The sequence below is a fragment of the Puia sp. genome, from assembly GCF_035546395.1.
Taxonomy (GTDB): domain Bacteria; phylum Bacteroidota; class Bacteroidia; order Chitinophagales; family Chitinophagaceae; genus Puia.
Genome location: NZ_DASZXR010000015.1, coordinates 275898 through 290949 on the forward strand (window position 1 = coordinate 275898; position 15052 = coordinate 290949).

12 protein-coding genes and 1 tRNA gene are annotated in these 15052 nt (G+C 54.5%); 9 read left to right on the top strand and 4 right to left on the bottom strand.

Going from position 1 to position 15052, the window contains the following annotated elements; translation table 11 throughout:
- Positions 1 to 63: 63 nt before the first annotated feature.
- The 7 genes from infB (at position 64) to VHE34_RS19145 (ending at position 10980) form a co-directional block, all read left to right on the top strand.
- Positions 64 to 3057: a translation initiation factor IF-2 gene (gene infB / locus VHE34_RS19115; RefSeq protein WP_325590555.1), complete on the top strand. Its 2994-nt coding sequence runs from the start codon at positions 64 to 66 to the stop codon at positions 3055 to 3057.
- Positions 3058 to 3118: 61 nt separating this feature from the next.
- Positions 3119 to 4498 carry a peptidylprolyl isomerase gene (locus VHE34_RS19120; RefSeq protein WP_325590557.1) on the top strand — a complete coding sequence of 460 codons (1380 nt, stop codon included), beginning with the start codon at positions 3119 to 3121 and terminating at the stop codon, positions 4496 to 4498.
- 170 nt (positions 4499 to 4668) lie between these two features.
- Complete coding sequence (locus tag VHE34_RS19125) at positions 4669 to 6879, top strand: PAS domain S-box protein (RefSeq protein WP_325590559.1); 2211 nt, start codon at positions 4669 to 4671, stop codon at positions 6877 to 6879.
- A 109-nt stretch (positions 6880 to 6988) separates the two neighbouring features.
- On the top strand, positions 6989 to 7630 hold the full coding sequence (locus VHE34_RS19130; protein WP_325590561.1) for a response regulator transcription factor: 642 nt from the start codon (positions 6989 to 6991) through the stop codon (positions 7628 to 7630).
- A gap of 171 nt (positions 7631 to 7801) precedes the next feature.
- Positions 7802 to 9649: an amidophosphoribosyltransferase gene (locus tag VHE34_RS19135; protein ID WP_325590564.1), complete on the top strand. Its 1848-nt coding sequence runs from the start codon at positions 7802 to 7804 to the stop codon at positions 9647 to 9649.
- 159 nt (positions 9650 to 9808) lie between these two features.
- Positions 9809 to 10450 carry a response regulator transcription factor gene (locus VHE34_RS19140; RefSeq protein WP_325590566.1) on the top strand — a complete coding sequence of 214 codons (642 nt, stop codon included), beginning with the start codon at positions 9809 to 9811 and terminating at the stop codon, positions 10448 to 10450.
- A 32-nt stretch (positions 10451 to 10482) separates the two neighbouring features.
- A complete protein-coding gene (locus VHE34_RS19145) occupies positions 10483 to 10980 on the top strand; it encodes a SixA phosphatase family protein (protein ID WP_325590568.1) in 498 nt (165 codons plus the stop codon).
- On the opposite strand, the gene VHE34_RS19150 is transcribed toward VHE34_RS19145, so the two are convergent.
- Positions 10956 to 11798 (bottom strand): glycosyltransferase, encoded by an 843-nt coding sequence (locus VHE34_RS19150; RefSeq protein ID WP_325590570.1) that lies wholly within the window; start codon positions 11796 to 11798, stop codon positions 10956 to 10958. The two genes, VHE34_RS19145 and VHE34_RS19150, sit on opposite strands and share 25 nt — an antisense overlap.
- A gap of 488 nt (positions 11799 to 12286) precedes the next feature.
- Here VHE34_RS19150 and VHE34_RS19155 point away from each other — a divergent pair, with 488 nt between their 5' ends.
- A complete protein-coding gene (locus VHE34_RS19155; RefSeq protein ID WP_325590572.1) occupies positions 12287 to 12535 on the top strand; it encodes a hypothetical protein in 249 nt (82 codons plus the stop codon).
- A 14-nt stretch (positions 12536 to 12549) separates the two neighbouring features.
- Here VHE34_RS19155 and VHE34_RS19160 read toward each other — a convergent pair whose 3' ends face one another.
- The 3 genes from VHE34_RS19160 to msrB all read right to left on the bottom strand — a co-directional run bounded on the left by VHE34_RS19160 (position 12550) and on the right by msrB (position 14386).
- On the bottom strand, positions 12550 to 13806 hold the full coding sequence (locus VHE34_RS19160; RefSeq protein ID WP_325590574.1) for a pyridoxal phosphate-dependent aminotransferase: 1257 nt from the start codon (positions 13804 to 13806) through the stop codon (positions 12550 to 12552).
- Positions 13807 to 13811: 5 nt separating this feature from the next.
- A tRNA-Thr gene (locus VHE34_RS19165) sits at positions 13812 to 13884 on the bottom strand.
- A gap of 58 nt (positions 13885 to 13942) precedes the next feature.
- A complete protein-coding gene (msrB, locus tag VHE34_RS19170; RefSeq protein WP_325590577.1) occupies positions 13943 to 14386 on the bottom strand; it encodes a peptide-methionine (R)-S-oxide reductase MsrB in 444 nt (147 codons plus the stop codon).
- A 65-nt stretch (positions 14387 to 14451) separates the two neighbouring features.
- Between msrB and VHE34_RS19175 the strand changes: the two genes are divergently transcribed.
- Positions 14452 to 15033 (top strand): adenylate kinase, encoded by a 582-nt coding sequence (locus VHE34_RS19175; RefSeq protein ID WP_325590579.1) that lies wholly within the window; start codon positions 14452 to 14454, stop codon positions 15031 to 15033.
- The last annotated feature ends 19 nt before the right edge of the window (positions 15034 to 15052 follow it).

Consider the following 15052-nt stretch of genomic DNA (forward strand, 5'->3'; position numbering starts at 1 on the left):
CTCGAGAATATAAATAGTCCTATTTTTGAAGCAAATATGGCAGAAACAACGACATTACGCTTAATGGCTGCCGCCAAGGAGTTCAACATCGGGAAAGATACCCTGGTGGACTTCCTGGTGGGCAAAGGATTCAGTGCGGATGACCTTCGGGGAAATGCAAAGCTCTCCGATGAGATGTATCGTTCCCTGCAGCAGGAATTCCAGGGAGATAAGGTCGCCAAGATAAAGAGCGACCAGATCGACCTGCCCAAGGGAAGCCTTGAAGCGAAGAAGAAGAAAGAAGAGGAAAGTACGCAGCAGCAGGTGTCTCCGTTCAAGAAGGAGGCGCCGCCAGTAGTAAAAAAGGCGAAGGAAGAGGCGCCGCCTCCCGTTGTCGTGGAGGAAAAGCCCGTAGTGGCGGCGACTCCGCCTCCTGCTGCGATTCCCGAGCCGGTCACCGAAGAGCCTGAAGTCGTTAAGATCGAGGCGCCGGAGCTGGAAGGCCCGAAGGTGATCAACAAGATCGATCTTTCGGCCATCGATTCGTCCACCCGGCCCAAGAAGGGCGGTAAGAAAGGTCCGGAAAAGGAAACGCCTGCGGAACCGGTTTCCGAAGAGTCCAAAGAGGCGGCACCCGAACCGCAGCCAGTTGCCCAGGCGGCTCCCGCCGTGGCGGAGCCGGTCGCGTCCGTAAAGGAAGAGCCGCAACACGAAGCCGTGCAGGAAGAGTCCGAGCCTGTTAAGCATGAAGAAGAGCCGGCGGCGGAAGAGCAGGAGACGCCTCCGATGATCGAGAATATCAAGGCCGAAAAGCTCGAAGGCCCCAAGATCCTTGGGAAGATCGAGCTGCCGGTCAATAACGATACCCGGCCGAAGCAGCCTTCCGAAGAAAAGCGGAAGCGCAAACGGATACCCATCGAAAAGAAAGATCATCAGCACGGCGGCGGTGGCGGCCAGCAGCAGGGTGGCGGCGGAAGGCCCCATGGCGGCGGCCAGCATACCGGCGGCGGAAATACCCGTCCTCCGGGACAGGGTCGTATCCCCATCCAGCGGAACACCGGCGGTGGGCGCGGTCCGGGCCAGGGTGGACATGGTCATGGTCAGGGCGGCGGCAATCGCCGGCAGGACCCGAGGCATGCCCCCCGTGAAGCAAAAGAGATCGATAAAAAGGAGATACAGGAGAAGATCCGGCAGACGCAGGCCAAACTGGCCGGCGCCGGTGGCCGCGGAAAGAGCCTCAAAGCGAAATATCGCCGCGCCAAACGCGACGAAATGGCCGAACAGGCTGCCGGAGAGGAGATGCTCGACAGCCGGCTGCAGGTGACCGAGTTCATCAGCGTCAGCGAGCTCGCCAACCTGATGGATGTAAGTTATGCCGAAGTGATCGGTAAATGTATGAGCCTGGGGATGATGGTATCCATCAACCAGCGGCTGGAAGCCGATGTCATCGAGCTGGTAGCCGGAGAATTCGGCTATACCGTCGAGTTCATCGGGATCGACGATGCCGCGGAAATGGAGGAAGAGGAAGAAGACGACGATCCTGAGGATATGGTCTCCCGTTCGCCGGTCGTGACCATCATGGGTCACGTCGACCACGGTAAGACATCCTTACTGGATTATATCCGAAGCGCCAATGTGGTCGCCGGTGAGGCCGGGGGTATCACCCAGCATATCGGCGCCTACCAGGTGACGACGGCAACGGGTAAGAAGATCACCTTCCTCGATACGCCGGGTCACGAGGCCTTCACTGCCATGCGTGCCCGCGGTGCGAAAGCGGCCGACGTCGCCGTCATTGTCGTGGCAGCGGACGACGCCGTGATGCCCCAGACCAAGGAAGCGATCTCGCACGCCCAGGCTGCAGGTCTTCCCATGGTCTTTGCCATCAACAAGATCGATAAGGACGGGGCCAACCCCGAAAAGATAAAGGAGCAGCTGGCAGGCATGAATATCCTCGTCGAAGACTGGGGCGGCAAATTCCAGTCCCAGGAGATATCGGCGAAGAAAGGATTGAATGTTGACCTCCTGCTGGAAAAGATAGGGCTGGAGGCCGAATTGCTGGACCTTAAGGCCAACCCCGACCGGGAGGCCTCCGGCAGCGTCATCGAGGCTTCGCTCGACAAAGGACGCGGTTATGTGGCGACAGTATTGGTACAAAGCGGCACCCTGCGCAACGGCGACCTGGTGGTTTCCGGCCAATATTTCGGTCGTGTAAAAGCCATGTTCAACGAACGGAACAAACGCATCGAAGACGCCCCGCCGTCCTCGCCCGTCCTGCTGCTGGGTCTCAACGGAGCCCCTCAGGCCGGAGAAAAGTTCAAGGTCTTCGAAGACGAAAGTGAGGCCAAGGAAGTTGCCAACAAACGCGCCCAAATCCTCCGCGAACAGGGTATTCGCACCAAGAAGCATATCACCCTGGACGAGATCGGCCGTCGTCTTGCCCTCGGCAACTTCAAAGAGCTTAACCTCATCATCAAAGGGGACGTGGACGGTTCCGTGGAAGCCCTCAGCGACTCGCTGCAAAAGCTGTCCACCGAAGAGATCGCCGTACGGGTCGTACACAAGGCCGTGGGCGCTATCACCGAGAGCGATGTCCTGCTGGCCACCGCCTCCGACGCCGTCATCGTCGGCTTCAACGTCCGGCCCTCTTCGCAGGCTTCCCGTCTCGCGGAGAACGAAGGCGTGGAACTCAAGACCTACTCCATCATCTATAACGCCATCGAAGAGGTAAAGAGCGCCATGGAAGGCCTGCTGGAACCCAAGGTCGTGGAAAAGATCGTGGCCAATGTCGAGGTCCGCAACGTCTTCAAGTTCGACAAGGCGACCGTTGCCGGCTGTTATGTCCTCGACGGAAAGATCTTCCGCAACTCGAAGATCCGCCTCGTTCGCGATGGCATCGTGATCTATCCCGTAGGCGAAGGCGCCACCGCCGAGCTGGCTTCTCTAAAACGCTTCAAGGACGATGTGAAGGAAGTTCCCTCGAGCATGGAATGCGGTCTCACCATCAAGAACTATAACGACATCCGCGTCGGCGATATCGTGGAAGCCTACGAAGAAGAAGAAGTAAAGCGCACGCTGTAATCTTTTGTTAAATACCCCCGTACGGGGGTATTTAACATTTCATCCATTTTAAATTTGGCTCATGTTACCCAAACTCGTCATACCTACGCTGCTTCTGTTTATCACCGCTTCTGCTTTTGCGCAGGAAAAAGTGGTTGCCGATAAGATCGCCGGTATCGTCGGCGACAAGATCATCCTGAGATCCGATCTCGTCACCGCCATTGCGGATATGCAGCGGAATAACGGCGGGCAGGAGGTAAAAGGGGTCGACGAGTGCAGCATCCTCGACCAAATGTTGATCCAGAAGGCGCTGGTGCTCCAGGCCGAGAAGGACTCCCTCCCCGTCAGCGACGAGGAGGTGGAGGCGGAAGTGGACCAGCGCATCCGGTACTTCATCAACCTGTATGGCGGCAAGGAGGCCTTTGAACAGATCGCCCAGCGGACCATCTACCAGGCCAAGATGGACTTCATGCAGCCGATCCGCGAGCAACGTCTTGCCGACGCGATGCGCAGAAAAGTAGTGGAAGGCATGACCGTTACGCCTACGGAAGTGAAAGAATATTTCGACAAGATCCCCGAGGACAAACGCATCTTTTACGAATCCGAAATGCAGCTCAGCCAGATCGTCATCTATCCCAAGGCCAGTCACGATATCGAGAAGCTCGCCATCGACGAGCTGAACGAATACAAACAAGAGGTGGAGTCCGGTCAGAAGAAATTCGAATTCCTCGCCCGCTTGTATTCGGATGATCCCGGCAGTAAGGAAAAAGGCGGCGTCATCGAGCTGAATCGTGCCGACAGCAAATCCTGGGACCCGGTATTCTTCGCCACCGCATTCCGGCTGAAGGAAGGCCAGGTATCCCCCGTGATAAAAAGCAAGTTCGGCTATCATATCATCCAGATGGTAAGCCGCAATGGAGATGACGCCGTTGTACGGCATATCCTGAAGATCCCGCAGATCACCCAGTCCGAGGTCGACGAAACCAGCAAGCAGCTGGATTCGATCCGCACGGTGCTGGCCAACGGCACGCTCAGTTTTGGTCAGGCGGTATCCCTTTATGGCGACGACGCCCAGAAATCTACGGCCGGCCAGATCATGAACCGCAACGGCAGCACCTTCCTGACCATTTCCGATATGGACAAGGACCTGGTGCTTTTATTGAAAGAGTCCAACCTGAAACCTGGCGAGATATCGAAGCCCTCTACCTTCACCGACGAGCGGAATAAGAAAGGTGTCCGGATTGTAAAGATGCTTTCCAAATCGGAGCCGCACCGGGAGAACCTCCGGGACGACTACGACCGCGTCGCAGCCAGAGCACTGGACCAAAAACGTACCGCAGCATTGGAAAAATGGTTTATGGCCAAGATCCCCACCTTTTATATCATGATCGATGGGGAATATCGCAATTGCGGCAACCTTTCCAAATGGCAGATCAACCCTCCCTCCACCGCAGGCAATTAGCAGTGGATCGTATCTTAGATATTTACACTTAGGGGCTGCGAAATAACATATTATTTCATAGGCTATACGGGCTTCTTTAGTAATTTGATAGCTCAATTCCTATCATCTGTATGCTAAGTAGTGCCCAAAAGTCCGCGCCTACGACAAAGCAGTTTCGCCAACCTTATTTTATGGATATCAACCCGGAAGGGGTCATTTTATCCACCTGCACCCGCGTTGCCGCACTACTGAAAAGAAGGAATATCCACTCTTTTATCGGCTCCAGCGTACTGGACATCTTTCCGCAATTGGGAAGGATCGAACCGGGACTTACCCCGGAAAATATCCGGCAAGGACTGCCCGGAACCCTCGATCTGACCATCCAGGGCTCGGACACCCGGTCCTTCGTCATCCGGTGGATCGCCACCCCAAGCTATCCGCTGAATTCCCATGGCTGCGGCTGGCAGCTGACTGGATTGAAGATCTACGCAGGCCCCTTTCCTGAGTCCGACCGCCGGCGTTCGGCCCCGAATCCCGCCGTACCCGAAACCGCGGCAAACCTGATTAAACAGGTGTCGGATATTATCATCACAACCGACCTGGAACACCGGATCATTTACTGGAACAATGCGGCAGAACGGTTTTATAACCTCCCGGCCTCCCTGGCCATCGGCCAATCCCTGCGGGAATTGATACATTATGATTATTTGAATACAACGGAGGAAGCGGCCTATGAGACCCTCCGTGAGCGCGGGATTTGGGAAGGGGAGGCCACTTATCTTTCCGGTGCGGGAAAAAAATCGTACCTTATTTGCTCTATCCGGTATGTACGGGACCACAACCGTCAGATAACGGGTATCATGGCCCTGAACACGGATGTGACGGAGGTCAAGCTGGTACAGCAGGATCTCGCCAGCATCCTCGATGGGATAACGGATGGGTTTTTTGCCCTGGATCAGCATTTCAGGGTAACGCTGTGGAACCACGAAGCAGAAAGGATCACCCGTCTTTCCGCCGCAGAGATGATCGGTCAATCTATCTGGGATAAATTACCCGAAGTGGTCGGTTCCGACACCTGGCAGTCTTTTCATAAGGCTTTCAAAAAGAAGATGACGGTCACATTTGATCAATACCATGAACGCAACGACCGGTGGCTCGAAATGAGCCTCTATCCCTCCGACCAGGGAGTGTTCGCGTATTTCAAGGAAGTGACCCTGCGGAAAAAACAGGAGGCGCTGCTGGCCCTCGAGAAAAAGGTGCTCGAACTGAATACCGCCAGGCGGATGTCCCTTCGCTCGCTGCTCAATTTCTTCCTCAAAGGCATTCAAAAGATATTTCCCGGGATGTACTGCTGCGTCCTCACGCTCGACGAGGACGGCCGGAGCGTGCGATTGCTTTCGGCGCCCGGCCTGCCCGCCATCTATACCCATGCCATCGACGGCCTGCCCATCGGACCACGGGCCGGAAGCTGCGGAACCGCAATGTTCCGCAAAGAGACCGTCATCGTATCGGATATCGCCACCGATCCCCTCTGGGCGGAAAATCGCGATCTAACGCTTTCGTTCGGGCTTCGGGCCTGCTGGTCGATACCGGTAATCAATGGGAAGGGCGAAGTTCTTGCCGCTTTTGCCGTATACTATACAACCGCTAAGGCGCCGACTGAAGCGGAAATGAATACATTCGAAAGAGTCGCCAATCTGGTGACCATGATCATCGAAAGCCGAAAGGCGGAAGACCGGCTGATCCGGCAAGAGCTGAATAAACAGAAGCTGATTGCCCAGGCCATGGTCGACGCGCAGGAAAAAGAACGGGCGGAGATCGGCAAGGAGCTGCACGACAACATCAACCAGATCCTGTCGACGACCAAGCTGTATCTCGAGCTGGCGAAGAACGATCACAAAGAGCGGGTGAGTCTGATCAATCGCAGCGCGGACAATATCCATAGCGCGATCCATGAGATCCGGAATATCTCCCGGAACCTGGTCCCGGCAAGCATCGGCGACCTGGGCCTGCAGGATTCCGTCGCCGACCTCGTGGAAAGCCTGCGGACGACCCGCGCCATCCACGTCGAGTTCTATCCGGCAGGCAATTTCGACGAGAAGATCGGCGATAAGGCGAAGCTGATGCTTTTCCGCATCATCCAGGAGCAGATCAACAATGTGATGAAACACTCCGGGGCGCGGAACCTCATCATCGAGCTGATCCTCTCGGAAGCCGATCAATGCATCGAGCTCAGCATCACCGACGATGGAAAAGGGTTCGACCCCGGAAAGGCCGGGAAAAAGGGATTGGGTCTGTCCAATATCACAAGCCGGGCCGATCTGTTCGGCGGCAAGGTGACTATCCAGTCCGCCCCCGGCCAGGGCTGTAAACTACGAGTGCAAGTACCTATTCATACATAGCGGACCACAGGTCCGCTGGCCGAAGGCCCATCATAAACCGTGCGCAGGGGATGGGTTATTTTGGTAGAAAACCATCCCCGGCGCACCTGAATTCTTAAAACAATCCTATATGAGTAAGATCAATATCTTGATTGCTGACGACCACAAACTGATCCGGGAGACCTGGAGTTATATCCTGAACAGCGACTCCCGGTTCCAGGTGATAGCGGAGTGCGGCGACGCACAGGAGGCGGTAGAGTTGGCAAAAACAAAAAGACCCCATGTCGTTCTCATGGATATCAATATGACACCTTTCTCCGGCCTGGAAGCTACCCAACGCATTCGCAAGATCTCACCGGGCTCCAAGGTCATCGGCGTTTCGATGCACTCTCAACCGGCGTATGCCAAGAAAATGCTGCAAATGGGGGCACGGGGATATGTAACCAAGAACTCCTCCAAGGAAGAGATGATCAAGGCCATACTCGAAGTGAACCACGGGAACAAATACATCTGCGACGAGATCAAGAACATCATCTCCGAGCAGCTGCTCGATGAAAAGGAAGATTCGCCGAACATCAATGCGCTGACCGAACGGGAGATGCAGATCATCAACTTCATCAAGGAGGGGCTCTCGTCAAAGGAGATCGCCACCAGCCTCAATATCTCGCTCAAAACGGTCGAGGTACACCGGCACAATATCCTGAAGAAGCTAAAGCTGAAGAACTCGGCGTCTCTCGTCAATTTCATCAACACGAACGCGACCTATATTTAGCCTGCAGCCAAAAAGCACTTATTGCAAATCAGCATTTTAACAACTACTTTTGTTAACAATCGATATCCTACGAAAGACGCCCCCAATAGTCCTATGAAGACTGGGGGTTTTTTCTTATCTTTGCGGCTCATTTGCAAGGCGGATCAACTCATCCCGCGGCGCAAAACATAGATGAGCGATGCAATAAAACATGAATGCGGGTTAGCATTCATCCGGTTACGCAAGCCGTTCTCCTATTACCTGCAGAAATACGGGACTGTTCTGTACGGCTTGAACAAGCTGTACCTGCTGATGGAAAAGCAGCATAACCGGGGACAGGATGGCGCAGGAGTCGCCTCCGTCAAGTTGAACATCGAACCGGGACATCCCTTCCTGCATCGCATCCGAAGCGCCAATCACCAACCTATTGCCGACATTTTCTCCAAGATCATGGGCGAGGTCAAGGACCTGGAGCAATATCAGCCCGACATCACCCAACATCCGGGCCTGATGAAGGGACATATCTCGCACCTGGGCGAGCTGCTCCTCGGACATCTTCGCTACGGCACCCAGGGCAGGAATCTTGTAGAATTCTGCCACCCGTTCATCAAACGCAATACGATCCCCGCCCACAACCTGGCTTTGGCGGGGAATTTTAATTTGGTCAATACCGACGAGCTGTTCGACCTGATCGGGATCGACCCCGGCGATTTTCAGAAACAAAGCGACCTGGCCGCGATGATGGAAGTGATCCATCATTTCCTGGTCCGCGGCGATGAGGCTTCGCCCGGCAATCTCGATGTAGCGGGTCTGCTGAAGAAGGCCGTTCCCCTGTTTGACGGCGGATTTACCGTCGGCGGACTGATCGGCAACGGCGACAGCTTTGTTTTCCGCGACGCCCATGGCATCCGCCCGGCCTATTATTACGTCAGCGAGGACGTGGTCGTCGCCGCTTCCGAACGGGCGGCCATCCGGACCGTATTCAATGTCGGCGAGAATGAGGTCATGGAGCTGATGCCCGGTAAAGGGCTTATCGTCAAAGCCGACGGTGCGGTGAGCGTGGAAACCATCCTCGAGCCAAAGCAGCGCCGGGCCTGCAGTTTTGAACGCATCTATTTTTCCCGCGGCAGCGACGAGAAGATCTATCGCGAACGGATCGCCCTTGGCTACAATCTCAGCGAACAGATCCTCAATGCCATCAACCACGATCTCAAGAATACCATCTTTTCTTTCATCCCGAACACCGCCGAAGTGGCGTTTTACGGTCTTTGGAAAGGTATGGACGACTACCTGGAGAAGGTAAAGATCCAACGCATCCTTTCCTGGGGCAAGGACTTCACCGAGGACAAGCTGAGGGAGATGCTCAGCCGGAAGATACGCGTGGAGAAAGTGGCCATCAAGGATGTCAAGATGAGGACCTTCATAACGGAGGATTCCAGCCGTAACGAAATGGTGCAGCACGTTTATGACGTTACCTACGGTACGGTCCAAAAGGATGTGGATACCCTTGTCGTCATCGACGACTCCATCGTACGGGGGACCACCCTGAAGCAGAGCATCATCCGGATGCTGGCCCGCCTGAAGCCCAAAAAGATCATCGTCGTTTCATCGGCGCCGCAGATCCGCTATCCGGACTGCTATGGCATCGACATGAGCAAACTGGGGGATTTCATCGCCTTCCGGGCGGCGGTGGAGCTGATGAAGGAACGCGGGAAAGAAGGCTGCCTGCAAGAAATATATGACCGCTGCAAGGAGCTCGCCCGCACCGGGCAGCTGCATACCGAGAATGTCGTCCAACGACTCTATAAGCCTTTTACGGCGGAAGAAATAGCCGGGAAGGTCGCCCAGCTGATCACCCCGCCCGAGATCGATATCCCCGTCCAGGTCATCTTCCAAACCATCGAGTCCCTCCATCGGGCCTGTCCAACCAATACCGGGGACTGGTATTTCACCGGCGACTACCCGACGCCCGGTGGTAACAAGGTCGTTAACAAGGCCTTCCTGAATTACATGGAGGGGAAGAACGTCCGGGGCTACTAGTAAAAAAATATTCCCTTCGGTTGCGGTTATCAGAGAAAATCCTTAATATTATATAGCTATTAGCACCCATCCCCTTAAAAGATAACATCGTCGCACTGGTTAAGGCATCCCGTTAGTAATGTTTGGCAGTTTTCTGTCCGATAGAAAAAATCAAGCGTTATGAAGAAAGTTTCTATTATGATCGTCGACGATCACACTTTAATCCGTGAGACCTGGAGTTTTTTGTTGGGAAAGAATGAGAATTTCGATGTTGTCGCCGAATGCGGCGATGGTGAAAGGGCGATCGAGCTCGCCCGCGACAAGCGGCCCGATGTCGTATTGCTGGATATCAATATGGCGCCGATGAGCGGTTTCGACGTGCTGAAAATGATCCGCAAATACTCTCCCGGGTCCAAGATCATCGGCGTTTCCATGCATTCCCAACCCGCCTATGCCAAGAAGATGCTCCGCCTTGGAGCCAAAGGCTATGTCACCAAGAATTCCCCCCGGCAGGAAATGCTGCAGGCGATTGCCGAGGTCAGCCAGAATCATGTCTATATCTGCCAGGAAGTAAAGAATATCCTGTCGGACCAGCTGCTCAACCAGGACCAGGTCAATCCCGATATCAATAATCTTTCCGACCGGGAGATGCAGATCGTGCGGGCGCTGAAGGAGGGTCTCTCGTCCAAGGAGATCGCCTCCGAGCTCAACATCTCGCTAAAGACGGTGGAAGTGCACCGGCACAACATCCTCAAAAAGCTGAAGTTGAAAAATACGGTCTCCCTGATCAATTTTATCAATTCCCAGGCGTTCGACATTTAATTTTGCCGAAATTAACGGGTGAAATCAATTTAGTGAAAACACTCCTACTCATCCGGCATGCCAAAAGCAGCTGGGACGATGCGTCCATGAGCGACATCGACCGGCCGTTGAACGACCGGGGTAAGCGCGATGCGCCAGCTATGGCCAAACGGCTGATCAAGGCCGGTATCGAGATCGACCGCTTCGTCTCCAGCCCTGCCAAACGCGCCCGACAGACGGCGGAGCTCTTCGCGCATGAATATGATGTAAAAGAAAAGAAGATCCGCTTCATCCCCGAGCTCTATCATGCCACGCAGCCGGTTTTCGAAGCGGTGGTCGACGGCCTCGACGACGATGACGACACTGTCGCGGTCTTCTCGCACAATCCTGGTATTACCTCCTTCGTCAATACCCTGACGAATGCCGTCCGCGTCGATAACATGCCGACCTGCGCCGTTTTTGTCGTGAGGAGCGATACCGGCGCCTGGAAAGACTTCCGGACCACCGCACAATTCGGGTTCTTTGATTACCCCAAGGCGGGGCAGGACTGAGCAAGCACCGAAAGAACTTCAGCGCGCAAGCGCTCTCCGTTGTCCTCCGCCGGCCAGGCCGGCGCCGGTACGGCCGAACTCAACGCCTTCTCCAATGAGAATTTATTTTGAGGGATACACTCCGCCCAGCCTTTTGCCGCCAGGTAGCGGCCCAGATATTCCTGTTCGGTCTGCCCGGGTGTAGGGATCAACACCGCCCGTTTGCGCATCCGCACGAGATCCATCACCGTGCTATATCCCGAACGCGTGATCACCAACCGGGCGCACGCCATCACCCGCTCCAACTCTGTCGACGGAAGATGATCATAGGCGGTGACGGTAGCAGGCGCAGCCTTCAACGGTTGCCCTCCGCCGGGTAGTCCGCGCACGAGCACGATCGGGTCGTGTACTGCCGCCGCCTGCCGCAGGATATCTTTTTCCAGCACCGTCCTTTGTGGCTCGGGGCCGGACAGGATAACCAGCACATAGGTTTCTTCCGTGGCGGCGGACCCGCTCATTCGGGACAATACCCCGATGTAACGGGTAGTTACCTGCGGCATCCGCTTAGGATCCGAAAGCGCACCGGCCAGCGATCCGGGCCCGCCGATATCGGGTACCCAACAACGGGAGAACCGGCGGATGAGTTTATAGTTCATTCTTTGTAGCAATCCATCCGTCCAACGGCCGAATGGCGTCAGGATGCGCAATTGATGGGTGATAAAAACACAGAAGACGCCGGGGACTGCCAGCCCATAGCGGTTGTCCGAGATGACCAGGTCGAGCCCTTCCTGCGCCGCAAACCCGCGCAGCCAGGCCCTTTCCCGCTTGATGCAGATCAAGATTTTCGGAATCAAGGCGATCATCCGTACGATCGTAATGGCGCGATTTTTGCCGTAGTTTACGCGATACCCGGGTAAATCTACGAAGGTCAAAGACGCAAATTCCGCCTGCAATAGCGCGCGTTGCACGCCGATAGCAGCGACAATCACCTCACATCTTTGATTTAGTAATTCCTTAATAATTGGAAAACATCTTGTTGCGTGCCCCAGTCCCCAGTCCAACGGAGCGATGAGAACTTTTAGCGATCCGTAAGTGGGACTGTTAATTTTTGCAGGATCAGACAAGTGCAGATACTATTTTCTGTACAAAATAGTTAAATTAGTAGGATATAAGCCATGAAAACCGCAAAACAGATATTGATTCTGTTATTATTTATTAGTACCATTGTAGTCCTCGGCTGTAGTTCCGGCAGGGGAATCGGCGGCAGCAGTAAGAAGTGTGGCTGCGGAGTTAACAAAGGGATGTCTGGTTATTAAAATCTAATAGAATGAAAACTTGTAACAGGGATTTGCTTGTTCTCGTGAAAGACGAACACATGAATGAAAAATCGATGGAGCGCGAGTTGGAGCAGCTGAATGACCTGTTGTTCCATTTTGAGACCATCGAATCCTTTTGTACCGCTCACGAAGTCTTCGATATCAACCGCCATAAGACGCTGCACAAGCGCGATAGCATTCAGCGCATCGTTCGTCAGAAAGAATTGAAGCCCTTCTTCTTTATTTGTAACAAGAACTAACCTGGTTTTCTGCGCTAACCAAGCTTTCTCATAGCCGCCCTCAATTTACCGATCATTTCAGGGATGTCTTCCAGTTTGCAGGTGCCGACGCTAAGCCGGTACCACGGAGAGTTCTTTGCCGCTCCAAAGGCCGAGAACGGCACGACCGCAAGTCCCGCCTCATTGAGGAGATAAGAGGTGACCGCCATCTGGTCGCTTAGCAGGGTTCCTTCGGAAGTCCGTTTGCCGGCGAGGTCGATCTTTATCGTCAGGTAGATGGCGGCTTCAGGCGCCAGCACATCCACGTTAAATCCTTCTTTTTTCAGTGTTACAAATCCATCATGGATCTGCCGTAGCCGCTCCGACACCGCGGCCCGAAAGGCTTTGAGAAAAGCGTCGATCGCCTCCTTCCTTGTAAGGAATGCCGCCGTTGCTTTTTGTTCCGCCATCGGCGCCCAGGAACCGATATGGCTCATGATCGCATTCATCTTGCTGATGATCTCCGCCGGACCAAAGGCCCAGCCTACACGAACGCCGGTAGCGGCGAAGGCCTTGCTGATGGCGTCGATAAAGATGGTATAATCCCGCATGGCGGGATAGAGCGAAACGGGGTTATAGTGTTCGATCGATCCGTAGGTCAGCTGCCAGTACATCTGATCATACAGCACATACAGCTTCTTCCCGCTTTCGGCGCGCCGCTTGTTCTCTTCGATCACCAGCTCACAGATGGCTGAAAGGTCCTTTTTGGAGATAGTGGTCCCCGTGGGGTTCTGCGGGCTGCAAAGACAGATCAGCGTCGCTTCGCGGATATAAGGCTGCAGCGCCGCCGCCGTGGGCATAAAATTATTCTCCGCCGCCGCTTCGATGACGACATGCTCGCCCTGGTTCAGATGCGTATAGTGATTGTTGTTCCAGGAAGGAACGGCGTAGATGACTTTGTCTCCCTTGTCGACCAGCGTCCGGAACAGGGAATAGATCAGGGGACGACCGCCGCTGGCCACGAGGATCTCCTTCGTGTTATAGGACAGTCCTTCTCTTTCCTGCAGAAAGGCGGAAATGGACTCCCGCAGATCGAGATTGCCTTCGGCTGCCGGATAGTTGGTGAAATGTTTGCGGTAAGCGTCGATGATGAGGTCTTCCAGCTCCCGGGGGATGGGAAAGATAGCCGGATCGAAGTCGCCTACGGTAAAATTGTAGATCTTTTCTCCCTTTCGGATCTTCTCGCGGATCTCGCCACCTAGTTTGACGATCTCCGACCCGATAAGGGTTTCGGCAAGATGAGAGAGCTGCATAATTGAGCCAACTATCGGAATCGAACCGACGACCCTTTCATTACGAATGAAATGCTCTACCAGCTGAGCTAAGTTGGCTTTTGAGCCGTCCGGAAGAAGCCCGGACGGCTCAACGGGCTGCAAATGTAATGAAATCTTACTCGAAGTCCAAAACTACGCCGTTGATGCAGTAACGCAGCCCCGTAGGTTGCGGGCCATCATTGAAGACATGCCCGAGATGCGATTTACAGCGGCCGCAGAGTACCTCCGTCCGATCCATCCCATAGGAATGGTCGGCGGCATAGATGATGCTTCCTTTACCGACCGGCTCATAGAAGCTGGGCCAGCCGCAGCCGCTCTCGAACTTGGTATCGCTGCGAAAAAGCGGGTTGCCGCAGACGGCACAATAGTAGGTCCCGATCTCCCTGGAGCTTTCGTACGGGCTGGTCCAGGGCCGTTCCGTTCCCTTGTTCCGGGCGATATCATAGACGTTCCGGGGCAGTATCTCCTTCCATTGCTCATCGGTCATATTCACCGGGGAAGAGTCTGTATGTGAATAGACGGAGTTGTTTTCCCTTTTTGTGGGGTCTTTTGGTTCCATAATGCTTGTTTTTTAAGGCCTGTATGTTATATTTGTCAACTCACAAGGGTAAGTTAGTACGTATTATGTTCAATTTAATTCTATTTGGTCCTCCCGGCAGCGGGAAAGGGACGCAGTCTGAACGATTGATCTCCAGATATGGCCTGAAGCATCTCAGCACAGGGGACCTTCTCCGTAGCGAGATCGCCGGTCAAACGCCGCTTGGACTGGCCGCTAAAAGCTTCATGGACAAGGGACAACTGGTTCCCGACGAGGTGGTCATCGAAATGATTAGCTCCGCCCTCGATAACAATCCCCAGGCCCACGGCTTTCTCTTCGACGGATTCCCCCGTACTACTGCCCAGGCCGAAGCTCTCGATAAGCTGCTCAACCAGAAAGGGACCGCCATCGCCGTCGTCCTTGCCCTGCAGGTCAGCCAGAACGAGCTGATCAAACGACTGCTCAATCGCGGCCTTACCTCCGGCCGGGCCGACGACGTCAACGAGGAGATCATCCGCAACCGGATCAGCGAATATGAGAAAAAGACTGCTGCCGTCGCCGATCACTACAAAAAATACGACAAAGTAGTGTATGTCGAGGGCGAAGGCGATGTCGACGAGATCTTTATGTCCCTTTGCAGCGAGATCGATCTGAGAGATAGGGCCTAACGGCCCTGGAAGGGCCGCG